Source organism: Kocuria palustris, assembly GCF_016907795.1.
GTDB classification, from domain to species: domain Bacteria; phylum Actinomycetota; class Actinomycetes; order Actinomycetales; family Micrococcaceae; genus Kocuria; species Kocuria palustris.
Genome location: NZ_JAFBCR010000001.1, coordinates 1,844,079 through 1,857,401 on the forward strand (window position 1 = coordinate 1,844,079; position 13,323 = coordinate 1,857,401).

General features: G+C 64.3%; 6 protein-coding genes, 3 rRNA genes and 1 riboswitch. Of the genes, 8 read left to right on the plus strand and 1 reads right to left on the minus strand.

The annotated features are described in order from the left end of the window. Nucleotides 1–223: 223 nt before the first annotated feature. From JOE55_RS08235 to JOE55_RS08255, 5 genes are all read left to right on the plus strand, one after another. Nucleotides 224–1,630 (plus strand): acyltransferase family protein, encoded by a 1,407-nt coding sequence (locus JOE55_RS08235; protein ID WP_204782602.1) that lies wholly within the window; start codon nucleotides 224–226, stop codon nucleotides 1,628–1,630. A gap of 34 nt (nucleotides 1,631–1,664) precedes the next feature. After that, nucleotides 1,665–1,774, plus strand: a riboswitch (SAM riboswitch). Between the two features lie 49 nt (nucleotides 1,775–1,823). Further along, entirely contained in the window at nucleotides 1,824–3,299 is a 1,476-nt protein-coding gene (locus tag JOE55_RS08240; RefSeq protein WP_204782603.1) for an O-acetylhomoserine aminocarboxypropyltransferase/cysteine synthase family protein, read from the plus strand. After that, a complete protein-coding gene (locus JOE55_RS08245; RefSeq protein WP_204782604.1) occupies nucleotides 3,296–4,477 on the plus strand; it encodes a cystathionine gamma-synthase in 1,182 nt (393 codons plus the stop codon). Before JOE55_RS08240 ends, JOE55_RS08245 begins: the two co-directional genes overlap by 4 nt. 169 nt (nucleotides 4,478–4,646) lie before the next feature. Beyond that, nucleotides 4,647–5,348, plus strand: a complete 702-nt coding sequence (locus JOE55_RS08250) for a DUF4870 domain-containing protein (RefSeq protein WP_204782605.1) — start codon at nucleotides 4,647–4,649, stop codon at nucleotides 5,346–5,348. A 120-nt stretch (nucleotides 5,349–5,468) separates the two neighbouring features. After that, complete coding sequence (locus JOE55_RS08255) at nucleotides 5,469–6,065, plus strand: methylated-DNA--[protein]-cysteine S-methyltransferase (protein WP_239546542.1); 597 nt, start codon at nucleotides 5,469–5,471, stop codon at nucleotides 6,063–6,065. Between the two features lie 143 nt (nucleotides 6,066–6,208). Here JOE55_RS08255 and JOE55_RS08260 read toward each other — a convergent pair whose 3' ends face one another. Further along, nucleotides 6,209–6,793, minus strand: coding sequence for a GNAT family N-acetyltransferase (locus JOE55_RS08260; protein ID WP_235444551.1), 585 nt, complete (start codon nucleotides 6,791–6,793; stop codon nucleotides 6,209–6,211). A gap of 641 nt (nucleotides 6,794–7,434) precedes the next feature. On the opposite strand from JOE55_RS08260, the gene JOE55_RS08265 reads away from it, so the two are divergent. The 3 genes from JOE55_RS08265 (at nucleotide 7,435) to rrf (ending at nucleotide 12,891) form a co-directional block, all read left to right on the plus strand. Continuing rightward, nucleotides 7,435–8,961: ribosomal RNA gene (locus JOE55_RS08265) — 16S ribosomal RNA — on the plus strand. Nucleotides 8,962–9,423: 462 nt separating this feature from the next. After that, a 23S ribosomal RNA gene (locus JOE55_RS08270) occupies nucleotides 9,424–12,592 on the plus strand. Nucleotides 12,593–12,774: 182 nt separating this feature from the next. After that, nucleotides 12,775–12,891 (plus strand): 5S ribosomal RNA (rrf, locus tag JOE55_RS08275). Together the 16S, 23S and 5S rRNA genes form the textbook arrangement of a ribosomal RNA operon. Nucleotides 12,892–13,323 lie beyond the last annotated feature (432 nt).

Sequence of the window (13,323 nt, forward strand, 5' to 3'; positions counted from 1 at the left end):
AGCCCTGGCACAGCGCGGATCCAGGCGGATTCATGCCCGATCCGCCATATCTAAATGACTCTTGGGTAACCGTAACAGCGGAGGCCTTCCGGCAGAAGGCCTCGGGGCGATCCGATGCCCCTGACCTGCGGAAGATGACGCTCTGACGTCACAATCGCGCTGCTGCGCTCCCGGGCACCCGCCGCGCCCCCTGCGATGCCGCCGCCGTGTGACGATCGGAGACGTGACGAAGCTGAGCACCTCCCGCGGCCGGCGCGCTGCGCAGACCATCCCTGCGCAGCGCGATCTCGCGCTGGATGCTGCTCGGGTCGCTTGCCTGATCGCCGTGGTCGTGCTCCACATCCTGCTGGTCACGCTCACGACGGATCCGAGCACGGGCGCGCTGCGCAGCGTCATGGCCCCCACGGAGGCCTCTTGGTACGCCCCGGTGTCATGGCTCGTGCAGGTCATGCCGCTGTTCTTCGTGGTGGGAGGGTGCGCCTCGGCGATCTCGTGGTCGCGCCAGTCGGCGGAGGGCGTCCGCGGGCCGGCCTGGGTGCGCGCCCGGCTGCTGCGCCTGGTCGTGCCGGCGAGCGCTGTGTGGGTCGCCCTGGCGCTGGCCGGCGCCCTCGCGGCGCTCGTGGGGATGCCCGCCGACTGGGCCTCGATGGCGCTGCAGGGGCTCGGGATGCACCTGTGGTTCGTGGGCGCCTACACCGCGTGCCTGGTCGGTGTGCCGCTGCTGCACGGGCTGCACGATCGCCGGCCCGTTCTCACCCTGGCTGCGCTGGTGGGGCTCAGCGCTGCGATCGAGGTGCTGCGCATCGCCGCGGAGCGGCCGTGGTGGGGCCTGCTCGGCTTCGCCCCGGTCTGGCTGGCGATCCATCAGATCGGCTTCTTCCGCCACGACGGATCCTTCGCTCGTGCCTCGGCAGGAAGACTGCTCGGGATCACGGCCCTGTCGGTCCTGATGATGCTCTGCCTGACGAGCCTGCCCTGGTGGGGTGCGGACGGGCTGTCGGCCCTGAACCCGCCCACGCTGTGCATGATCGCCCTCGGCGCGGCTCAGGCCTGCGTCCTGCAGCTGTGCTCGCCGGCTCTCGAGCGGCTCATGCGATGGCGTCCCGCGCAGGCCGTCGCCTGGGTCGTCGGCGCGCGGGCCACGACCCTGTACCTGTGGCACCTGCCGGTGATCGTGGCCGTGATGGCGGTGTGGTGGCTGCTCGGCGGCCCGGATCCGGTGCCCGGCTCGGCGCAGTGGTGGCTGTGGCGCCTGCCGATCGGGCTGCTGTGCTGGGCGATGGTCCTGCTGGTCGTGCGTCCGCTGGGCGTCCTGGAGGCCGTGGCGGGGCGGATCGTCGCCCGCGAGCCCGAACCGGAGGGGCCCGCAGCCGGAGGATCGCCCTCGGGTGAGCGGCCCTCGAGCGCGCCCCGAGCCGACGGATCCGCGCCGCTGCGAGCTTCGAGTCCCGATCGCTCCTCATCGCCGGACGGACGGGCGTGGGTCCGCATCCTCGCCGCGGCCGTCCTCGTCTTCTCCGCAGCCGTGCTGGAGGTCCGCTTCCTGCTCGGCATCCCGCTGGCCCTCGGCGGCGCGGCGGCCATGGTCGCGGCGGTCCTGCTGCTGGTCCCGCCCGCACGGAGGTCCTGACGGCTCGATCGGTGTGGTGCTAGTATTGGACCGGCTTCACGAGACACAGCTGCCAAGCTCCGACTTGGCTGTGCACCAACCCCATGTTCAAGGGTGGTTCGGATGACGAAGCGGCCTGCACCTGACGCAGCGCACGAACAAGCTCCGGCGGGACGTGCAGGTCAAGAGCACCCCGTCACGGAAGACACCTCTCATGACGTCCTCGCCCTGCGACGAGCTCAAGAGCTCGACCTCGCTGGCCACACGCCAGATCCACGCCGGCCGGACAGGATCCGATCCGGGCGCCCCTGCCGCCCCCGTCCAGGCCACGCTGCCGGTGCCGATCTACCAGTCCTCGGCCTTCGAGTTCCCGGACCACGCGGCTGCCGCCGCCATGTTCGCCCAGACCACCCCGGGCTTCACCTACTCCCGCACGGGCAACCCCACGGTCGCCGTCCTGGAGCAGAAGGTCGCCGATCTTGAGGGCGGAGTGGGGGCCGTGGCCATGGGCTCGGGGCAGTCCGCCGTCGCCGCGGCCCTGCTCGCGCTGATCAGCACGGGCCCCGGCAAGCACCTGGTGGTCTCGGAGAAGATCTACGGCGGCACCGTCGACCTGCTCGGTGACACGCTGGCCGATTTCGGCGCGACCGTCACCTACGTCGATCCCGCTGACCCCTCGGCCTGGTCGGAGGCGATCACGGAGGACACTCGGGGCTTCTTCCTCGAGTCCATCGGCAACCCGCTGGCCACGCTGGCGGATCTGGACGCGATCTCCCGCATCGCCCATGAGCGGGGGATCCCGGTGATCGTCGACTCGACCCTGGCCACGCCGATCCTGTACCGACCCTTCGAGCACGGGGCGGACATCGTGGTGCATTCGGCCACCAAGTTCTTCGGCGGGCACGGGACGTCGCTGGCCGGCGTCGTGATCGACTCCGGTCGATTCGACTGGGAGGCCGAGGCCGCTCGCTGGCCGCAGTTCACCGAGCCGCGAGCGCGCTGGGGCGGGATCAGCCTGTGCGAGAAGCTGCGCGGCGGCTCGCCGTTCCTGCATCTGTGCCGGGCCAAGTTCGTGCACGACCTGGGTCTGACGCTCTCGCCGTTCAACGCCTCCCAGATCATCCAGGGCCTCGAGACGCTGGACCTGCGCATGCGCCGCCACTCGGACAGCGCCGCTCGCATCGCCGAGTTCCTGAGCACGCATCCGGCGGTGCGCTGCGTGCACCACCCCCTGATCGAGGGCTCCGCCGATCGGGAGATCGCCGAGCGCGACTTCCCCCAGGGCGTCGGGTCGGTCTTCGGCTTCGAGCTGGAGTGCTCGGATGCCGCAGTGGCCGGATTCGTCGACTCCCTGCGGCTTTTCAAGCTGGTGGCCAACATCGGCGACGTCCGCTCGCTGATCAACCATCCCGCGGCCATGACCCACTGCCGTCTCTCGGAGGAGCAGCGACTGGCCGGCGGGATCAGCTGGCAGACCCTGCGGCTGTCGATCGGGCTGGAGGCGGTCGACGACCTGATCGCCGATCTGCAGTCCTCGCTCGATGAGCTGCTGCGCGTCGAGGCCGCGCGCGGCGCTGAGATCCCGGCCGCAGAAGGTGCCCCGGGATCGTCGACGGACGGCGCCCCGGTGCGCTCCGAGGACGAGCCGAGCGGCGCGCGCCGCGACCAGCGCCAGGAGGTGCAGGCATGAGCGGGTTCACCACGCGCGCCGTCCACGCCGGCCAGGAGCCGGACCGGCTGACCGGTGCGGTCATCCCGCCGGTCTACCAGACCTCCACCTTCGTCCAGGACGGCATCAACGTCCTGCGCGACGGCCACGAGTACTCCCGCGGCTCCAATCCCACCCGCAATGCCTTCGAGGAGCAGCTGAGCGCGCTCGAGGGCGGGCAGCGGGCCTTCGCGTTCGCCTCCGGGATCGCGGCGGAGGATGCGCTGCTGCGCTCGGTGCTGCGCCCCGGAGACCATGTGGTCCTGGGCGCCGACGGCTACGGGGGCACCAACCGGCTCATCACCAGGGTCCTGGCTCCCTGGCAGATCCGGCACACGCCGGTGGACGTCACCTCGCTCGATGCGGTCCGCGGGGCTGTGGAGGCGGGCACGCGGGTGATCTGGGTCGAGACCCCCACGAATCCGCTGCTGGGCATCGCCGATCTGACGGGCATCGCCCAGATCGCCCAGGATGCCGGGGCGCTGCTGATCGTGGACAGCACCTTCGCCTCGCCGTACCTTCAGCGTCCGCTGGAGTTCGGCGCCGACGTCGTCGTGCACTCCACCACCAAGTACATCGGCGGGCACTCGGACGTGCTGGGCGGGGCGGTCGTCGTCTCGGACCGGGCCTGGGAGGTCGAGGCCGTGGGCGGCTTCTCGCCCGGAGGAACGCTGGCCGAGCTCGTGGGCTTCCAGCAGTTCGCCGGCGGGGCGGTCGCCGGGCCCCAGGACTGCTTCCTGGCCGCGCGCGGGCTGAAGACCCTGTCGCTGCGCATGCAGCGCCATCAGGAGACCGCAGGCCGGATCGCCGAGTGGCTCATCGGGCGCCCAGAGGTGGCGCAGGTGCTCTACCCCGGACTGCCCGAGCACCCCGGTCACGAGCTGGCCGCACGGCAGATGGACGGCTTCGGTGGCATGGTCTCCTTCCGCGTGCACGGCGGAGAGGCTGCGGCCCGGCGCTTCGCGGAGTCCACGAAGATGTACAAGCTCTCGGTCTCCCTCGGCGGGGTCGAATCGCTGATCTGCTGGCCCTCCGAGATGACGCACGGATCCGTGGCCGGCACGCCGCTGGCGGTGCCGGTGGATCTGGTCCGGCTCTCCGTCGGGATCGAGGACCTCGACGACCACCTCGAGGACCTGGAGCGTGCCTTCGGTGCCTGACGGGCGCTGCGCTCGCCCGGCTCGGCGACTGACAGGCGGCGCGCTCATCAGGCACTGCGGCTGACGCGGCGGCCTCCCCGGCTCTGCCTACACTGGGGGCAGCAGCCTCGTCGCGTTCGGCTCGGCCGTCGCGCGGGTCCCCATGCAAGCGCCATATGAAGGAGCCTTCATGAGCTCGCAGGATCCCCAGAACCCGGCCTCCGGATCGGACGGCCGCAACGCCCCGGGCGGACAGCAGCACGAGGCCCCCTCGTTCGGGCAGGGCGGCGACCGCCAGCAGTCCGGGCAGCCGTCGTGGGGCCCGAACCAGAGCCAGCCGGGCAGCCAGCCCTCCGGGGACCCCGGCGCGCAGCAGGGCTACGGGCAGCCGGGCTACAGCTACCCCGGAGCCGGGCAGCAGCGCCAGCATCCGGACTACGGAGGCCAGGGCGCCTACGACCAGCCGCAGGGCGGCGGACAGCAGTACACGGCCCAGGGCAACTACGGGCAGGCCACCTTCCAGCAGGGCGGGCAGCCGCTGAGCCCCTCGGACGCCCGGACCTGGGCGCTGATCTCCCACATCGCAGCTCCGGTGCTGTTCCTGTTCTCGGCCGGCTGGATCGGATTCGCAGCACCGCTGATCATCTGGTTCATCTTCAAGGACCGCGACCCGCTGGTGCGCAATGCCTCCGCGGGCGCCTTCAACTTCAACGTCATCGTGTTCGCGCTCAACGTCGTGATCTGGATCCTGGCCATTCCCACCCTCGGCCTGGCCCTCTTCCTGCTTCCCTTCCTGGGCATCCTGTCGATCGTGTTCGCCGTCCTCGGCGCCATGCAGGCGAACAAGGGCCTGGCGTACAAGTACCCCATGCAGATCCCGATCCTCAGCTGAGACCGGATCCTCCGGCACCCGTCGTGCACGGCGGCCGGAATTCCACGACGACGGCCGGGCCCTCCGCTGCGGAGGGCCCGGCCGTTGCGCGTGCGGGGACATGAACGCACCATGGTGCTCATGAGCGACTTCGACACCTCCGGGCGCGCCGCCCGACGAATCCCCGAGCCGACTCCTGCGCCTCCGCGCGGCATGGAGCTGCCGGAGCCCGTGGCGCGCATGCACCGCTGGGTGGAGACGCCGCTCGGGCGCATGGTCGTGGCTGTCGGCCCGCACGACGGCCGGCCTGCGATCACGGGATGCTGGTTCGAGGACCAGAAGCACTTCCCGGACGACGAGACCCTCGGCATGGAGGGTGATCATGCCCTGCTGAGCGAGGCGCAGGAGCAGCTCGAAGACTGGTACGCCGGTCGGCGACGCGGCTTCGATCTGCCGCTGACCCTCGACGACCGGCCGCAGCCCCTGCGCCCGCGGGTGTGGAAGGCGCTGCAGGAGATCCCGTTCGGGACCACCACCACCTACGGCGCGTTGGCGCAGCAGCTCGGCAATCCCGGGATGACCCAGGCGGTGGGACAGGGGGTGGGCCGGAATCCGTGGTCGGTGATCGTGCCGTGCCACCGGGTGCTCAGCTCTACAGGGGCGCTGACCGGCTATGCCGGCGGCATCGAGCGCAAGCAGGAGCTGCTGGAGATGGAATCCCGACGCTCAGCGCGTTGACGGACCGGGGACCCGAGCGGCGACGTCCGACAGCGGCTGCGCCCGAGGGCGTAGAACAGCCCGATCCACGGGGCGGGCCCATGTCGGGTCAGGAGGTTGGCCGCAGGTGGAGTTCCTCCGCGACCGCCGCGCGAACCGGCAGGTCAGTCCGCGCTGATCCGGTCGGAGCGCAGCGCGGCGTAGATGAGCTCCGTGCGCCATTCGCCCAGCTGCAGGTGCGATTCGCGCAGCTCCGCCTCCCTGCGCATGCCGATGCGCTCGCAGACCTTGATGGAGCTGTGGTTCAGCGCATCCAGGCGCGCGAACACGCGGTGGGCGTCCAATCGCTCGAAGCAGGCGTCGATCGCGGCGATCGCAGCCTCGCCTGCATAGCCTCTGCCTGCATGGTCGGGGCTGACCACCCAGCCCATCTCGATCTGGCGCGACTCGGCGTCCACGAGCGTCAGCACGATCTCCCCGTAGAGCGCCTCCGGGTCGTCGTGCGCGCTGAAGGCATAGCGGATGGTGTCCCCGTCGTGGAGGAAGGCCCTCGGCCCGCGATGCTCGGCGATGACCCGCTCCGAGTGCTCCCACGAGCGAGGTCCGCGCCAGGCGTGCTGCGCGTAGTCCTCACGTGATTGGTAGGCGTGCATGGCCTCCAGATCCGACTCGCTGAAGCGGCGGAAGAAGAGGCGGTCCGTCTCCAGGGGCAGCAGGTCCTTCACGGGATCCATCGTATAGACGACCAAGGGCCGGCTGGCGTCCATCGCGGTGGAGAAGCCGAGTGGGCAGCGCGCAGCCGCGTGGCCCGGTGCAGGTGCGGGCGAATCGGCCCGCTGCGCGACGAAGACCGGGACTCGGCCCAGGTGAGGCCCGTCACTGCGGGCCTCACGGGTTTGCGAGCGGCCCAGGGGGTGTGTAATGTTCTTCTCTGTCGCCGCGAGCGGCCCGCCGGTTCGAACCGGTGCGGCGCAGCGGCAGGATCACCGATCCGGATGATCCTGCGTCGACACAACCATTGAACGGCTCGATCGAGCAGATCGCTTCGCCCTGCACTGCGTGGGCGTGGGGGATCGGATCGAAGGGGCCGGGTTGTGAAGAGCGGGTGAAGCGAGTATGATGATCTGGCCGCACAACGGTGAACGAGAGATGAACGAAGGTTCGGGTCTCGTGAACTGCGGCGGCTGAAGGAACTGATCTTCGCGGGCCTGGTGAAACGGGCTGGTTGATCGTCTGTTGTTTGAGAACTCGATAGTGTGCCAAATTGTCTGTTGATACCAGTTCAAGCAATTTTTTGTTTGGTTGGATCAGCTGATGCGTCAGTGCGTCTCGTTCCCGTGACGTGCTGGCGATCTTATTTTGATTCCAGCCAGGTATGGTTTTTCGTTTTTCAACGGAGAGTTTGATCCTGGCTCAGGACGAACGCTGGCGGCGTGCTTAACACATGCAAGTCGAACGCTGAAGCACCAGCTTGCTGGTGTGGATGAGTGGCGAACGGGTGAGTAATACGTGAGTAACCTGCCCTTGACTCTGGGATAAGCCCGGGAAACTGGGTCTAATACTGGATGCTACATGTCACCGCATGGTGGTGTGTGGAAAGGGTTTACTGGTCTTGGATGGGCTCACGGCCTATCAGCTTGTTGGTGAGGTAATGGCTCACCAAGGCGACGACGGGTAGCCGGCCTGAGAGGGTGACCGGCCACACTGGGACTGAGACACGGCCCAGACTCCTACGGGAGGCAGCAGTGGGGAATATTGCACAATGGGCGAAAGCCTGATGCAGCGACGCCGCGTGAGGGATGACGGCCTTCGGGTTGTAAACCTCTTTCAGCAGGGAAGAAGCCACAAGTGACGGTACCTGCAGAAGAAGCGCCGGCTAACTACGTGCCAGCAGCCGCGGTAATACGTAGGGCGCAAGCGTTGTCCGGAATTATTGGGCGTAAAGAGCTCGTAGGCGGTTTGTCGCGTCTGCTGTGAAAGCCCGGGGCTTAACCCCGGGTGTGCAGTGGGTACGGGCAGACTAGAGTGCAGTAGGGGAGACTGGAATTCCTGGTGTAGCGGTGGAATGCGCAGATATCAGGAGGAACACCGATGGCGAAGGCAGGTCTCTGGGCTGTTACTGACGCTGAGGAGCGAAAGCATGGGGAGCGAACAGGATTAGATACCCTGGTAGTCCATGCCGTAAACGTTGGGCACTAGGTGTGGGGGACATTCCACGTTTTCCGCGCCGTAGCTAACGCATTAAGTGCCCCGCCTGGGGAGTACGGCCGCAAGGCTAAAACTCAAAGGAATTGACGGGGGCCCGCACAAGCGGCGGAGCATGCGGATTAATTCGATGCAACGCGAAGAACCTTACCAAGGCTTGACATATACCGGATCGTTCCAGAGATGGTTCTTCCCCTTTGGGGTCGGTATACAGGTGGTGCATGGTTGTCGTCAGCTCGTGTCGTGAGATGTTGGGTTAAGTCCCGCAACGAGCGCAACCCTCGTTCCATGTTGCCAGCACGTGATGGTGGGGACTCATGGGAGACTGCCGGGGTCAACTCGGAGGAAGGTGGGGATGACGTCAAATCATCATGCCCCTTATGTCTTGGGCTTCACGCATGCTACAATGGCCGGTACAAAGGGTTGCGATACTGTGAGGTGGAGCTAATCCCAAAAAGCCGGTCTCAGTTCGGATTGAGGTCTGCAACTCGACCTCATGAAGTCGGAGTCGCTAGTAATCGCAGATCAGCAACGCTGCGGTGAATACGTTCCCGGGCCTTGTACACACCGCCCGTCAAGTCACGAAAGTCGGTAACACCCGAAGCCGGTGGCCCAACCCTTGTGGAGGGAGCCGTCGAAGGTGGGACTGGCGATTGGGACTAAGTCGTAACAAGGTAGCCGTACCGGAAGGTGCGGCTGGATCACCTCCTTTCTAAGGAGCTTCACTTTGGTCGCCGTGTGGCGGCCCGCCCGCACACCGCTTACTTGGTGTGGGGGTTGTTTTGGTGAGACCCGCTGCACCTGGCCCGTTTCGAGGGCCCGGTGGTGGGTTCGTGCTCATGGGTGGAATATCAGCGGACGAGGCAGCCGGTGCGACCTTCGGGTTGTGGTGGGTGTCTGATCACTGTCTGGTGTCTGCGTGCTTGCTTGGTGCGTGGGTGCTGTTGACGGTTGGTGGTTTGGTGCACTGTCGGGTCCTGGAACAACAGGCCCCGTCACCGTGGTCCCTGTGCCTTTGTGGGTGGGGGTGTGGTGGTTGGGTGTGTGTTCTGTGGCTTGCTTCAGGTAGTTGCGCACGGTGTGTGTGGTGAGGGGGGCGGCTGGTGTTGTTTGAGAACTGTATAGTGGACGCGAGCATCTTATTCTTTATGTGAGAATATTTTTGTGTGTCTGTTTGAAGATTACTAAGGGCGCACGGTGGATGCCTTGGCATCAGGAGCCGATGAAGGACGTGGCAATCTGCGATATGCCTCGGGGAGCCGATAAGCGGGCTGTGATCCGAGGATTTCCGAATGGGGAAACCCCGTCGTCTGTGAGGGCGATGACCTGTATCTGAATACATAGGGTGCAGGGGGGAACGCGGGGAAGTGAAACATCTCAGTACCCGCAGGAAGAGAAAACAACAGTGATTCCGTGAGTAGTGGCGAGCGAAAGCGGAAGTGGCTAAACCGTCTGTGTGTGATACCCGGCAGGGGTTGCATGGGCGGGGTTGTGGGAGCATCAGTGCCCGGTCTGCCGGCTGGGTCGTGTGAGTGCAGCGTGATAGTCGAATCATCTTGAGTGGTGTGCCGTAGAGGGTGTGAGTCCCGTAGACGAAATCATTGCTGCCGCGCGTGGTGTTTCCCGAGTAGCACGGAGCCCGTGAAACTTCGTGTGAATCTGCCAGGACCACCTGGTAAGCCTGAATACTACCTGATGACCGATAGCGGACCAGTACCGTGAGGGAAAGGTGAAAAGCACCCCGGGAGGGGAGTGAAATAGTACCTGAAACCGTGTGCCTACAAGCCGTCGGAGCCTTTTGGGGTGACGGCGTGCCTTTTGAAGAATGAGCCTGCGAGTTAGTGTCATGTCGCGAGGTTAACCCGTGTGGGGTAGTCGTAGCGAAAGCGAGTCTGAAGAGGGCGTTGAGTGGCGTGATCTAGACCCGAAGCGAAGTGATCTACCCATGGCCAGGTTGAAGCGCGTGTAAGAGCGCGTGGAGGACCGAACCCACTTCAGTTGAAAATGGAGGGGATGAGCTGTGGGTAGGGGTGAAAGGCCAATCAAACTTCGTGATAGCTGGTTCTCCCCGAAATGCATTTAGGTGCAGCGTCGTGTGTTTCTTGCCAGAGGTAGAGCTACTGGATGGCTGATGGGCCCCAACGGGTTACTGACGTCAACCAAACTCCGAATGCTGGTAAGTGAGAGCACGGCAGTGAGACTGTGGGGGATAAGCTTCATAGTCGAAAGGGAAACAGCCCAGACCACCGACTAAGGCCCCTAAGCGTGTGCTAAGTGGGAAAGGATGTGGAGTTGCTCAGACAACCAGGAGGTTGGCTTAGAAGCAGCCATCCTTGAAAGAGTGCGTAATAGCTCACTGGTCAAGTGATTCCGCGCCGATAATGTAGCGGGGCTCAAGTACACCGCCGAAGTCGTGGCAATGCACATTTCCGTGCACCACTCGTGGCCGGGACACCTTTGGTGTTGTGGTTCGGGTGCTGTGTGGTGACTGTAATGGTTTTGTGTGTGTTGGGTAGGGGAGCGTCGAGCGGGTGGTGAAGCTGCCGGGTGACCGAGTGGTGGAGCCTGTTCGAGTGAGAATGCAGGCATGAGTAGCGAATGACGGGTGAGAAACCCGTCCGCCGAATGATCAAGGGTTCCGGGGTCAAGCTAATCTGCCCCGGGTGAGTCGGGACCTAAGGCGAGGCCGACAGGCGTAGTCGATGGACAACGGGTTGATATTCCCGTACCGGCGAAGAACCGCCCATACTGAACTGGGGATACTAACCACCGGTTCCACCCGTTTCTCATGCGCCACTTTGTGGTGTGTGGTTGTGGTGGGATGCGTGGGACCTGATCCAGGGAGGTAAGCGTGTTAACAGGTGTGACGCAGGAAGGTAGCCGAGCCAGGCGATGGTAGTCCTGGTCTAAGCGTGTAGGGCGAGTCATTGGTAAATCCGTGGCTCATATAGCTTGAGACGTGATGGGACCCCTTTGGTGGGGGATTCGGTGATCCTATGCTGCCGAGAAAAGCATCGACGTGAGGTTCTAGCCGCCCGTACCCCAAACCGACACAGGTGATCAGGTAGAGAATACTAAGGCGTTCGAGAGAATCATGGTTAAGGAACTCGGCAAAATGCCCCCGTAACTTCGGGAGAAGGGGGGCCCGGACCCTGACATGCCCTTGCGGTGTGGAGGGGGTAAGGGTCGCAGAGACCAGGGGGAAGCGACTGTTTATCAAAAACACAGGTCCGTGCGAAGTCGTAAGACGATGTATACGGACTGACTCCTGCCCGGTGCTGGAAGGTTAAGAGGACCTGTTAGACGCAAGTCGAAGCGGAGAATTTAAGCCCCAGTAAACGGCGGTGGTAACTATAACCATCCTAAGGTAGCGAAATTCCTTGTCGGGTAAGTTCCGACCTGCACGAATGGAGTAACGACTTCCCCGCTGTCTCAACCATGAACTCGGCGAAATTGCAGTACGAGTAAAGATGCTCGTTACGCGCAGCAGGACGGAAAGACCCCGAGACCTTTACTATAGTTTGGTATTGGTGTTCGGTGCGGCTTGTGTAGGATAGGTGGGAGACTGTGAAGCGGACACGCCAGTGTTCGTGGAGTCGTTGTTGAAATACCACTCTGGTCGCTCTGGATATCTAACTTCGGCCCGTGATCCGGGTCAGGGACAGTGCCTGATGGGTAGTTTAACTGGGGCGGTTGCCTCCTAAAGAGTAACGGAGGCGCCCAAAGGTTCCCTCAGCCTGGTTGGCAATCAGGTGTTGAGTGCAAGTGCACAAGGGAGCTTGACTGTGAGAGTGACGGCTCGAGCAGGGACGAAAGTCGGGACTAGTGATCCGGCGGTACATTGTGGAATGGCCGTCGCTCAACGGATAAAAGGTACCTCGGGGATAACAGGCTGATCTTGCCCAAGAGTCCATATCGACGGCATGGTTTGGCACCTCGATGTCGGCTCGTCGCATCCTGGGGCTGGAGTTGGTCCCAAGGGTTGGGCTGTTCGCCCATTAAAGCGGCACGCGAGCTGGGTTCAGAACGTCGTGAGACAGTTCGGTCCCTATCCGCTGCGCGCGTTGGAAATTTGAGAAGGTCTGTCCTTAGTACGAGAGGACCGGGACGGACGAACCTCTGGTATGTCAGTTGTACCGCCAGGTGCATGGCTGATTGGCTACGTTCGGGAGAGATAACCGCTGAAAGCATCTAAGCGGGAAGCTTGCTTCGAGATGAGATTTCCTTCCTCCTTTGTGGGGGTGAGGCTCCCAGGAGACTACTGGGTTGATAGGCTGGATGTGGTAGCGAGGACTGACGACTCGTGGAGCTGACCAGTACTAATAAGCCGATGATCTTCACACACACAACATGTCTTGCAGCCCCGTTTGGGGTGTGAATAGCAGCGTGTTTCGCGTCCACTGTACGGTTTTGGAACAACACCGTCCCACAACCATCTGGTTCCCGTTGGCGGGGTTGGTGGTGGTGGGTGGTAGGTTCGTGAACAGGTTTCCACGCGCACTGCGGTGTGTGGTGGTGGCAGGTTTGCGGTGGTTATAGCGTGAGGGAAACGCCCGGTCCCATCCCGAACCCGGAAGCTAAGGCTCACAGCGCCGATGGTACTGCACTCTGATGGGTGTGGGAGAGTAGGTCGCCGCCGCAATTATTTGTACGGAGAGAGGCTGATCGCTGACTCCTTGTCTTCACCGTGAGGGTGTGGATGGGTCGAGTCGCGGTCGGCCTCTTTTCGCATGCCCAGACAGGCCTCGCCCCGCCCGCCGAGTGGATACCTGATTGCGCTATCGGGGTCCTCAGCGCAATTGGGGATCCACTCGGCCTACGGGGCTCTTCCTCCCCGCGCCGAGTGGATAGTTGATTGCGCTGTTGGGGGTCTCAACGCAAATGGGCGTCCACTCGAGCCCCCCCGGGCAGTAGCCAGCCTGAGTCTTAGCGAGGGCTGAGGGACTGCCCGGCAGGCAAGTATCGACATGTGCTGCCCCTGCTGTACTGGGAGACGTCCACACCCTTGCCGAGTGGATATTTGGTTGCGCTATGGGGGCCCTCAACGCAACTGGGAATCCACTCGCGCGCGGTG

Excerpts from the sequence above, each read along its gene's own strand:
- JOE55_RS08240 (WP_204782603.1), top strand. The coding sequence starts at position 1,824 with ATGACGTCCTCGCCCTGCGACGAGCTCAAGAGCTCGACCTCGCTGGCC.
- JOE55_RS08245 (WP_204782604.1), top strand. The coding sequence starts at position 3,296 with ATGAGCGGGTTCACCACGCGCGCCGTCCACGCCGGCCAGGAGCCGGAC.
- JOE55_RS08250 (WP_204782605.1), top strand. The coding sequence starts at position 4,647 with ATGAGCTCGCAGGATCCCCAGAACCCGGCCTCCGGATCGGACGGCCGC.
- JOE55_RS08255 (WP_239546542.1), top strand. The coding sequence starts at position 5,469 with ATGAGCGACTTCGACACCTCCGGGCGCGCCGCCCGACGAATCCCCGAG.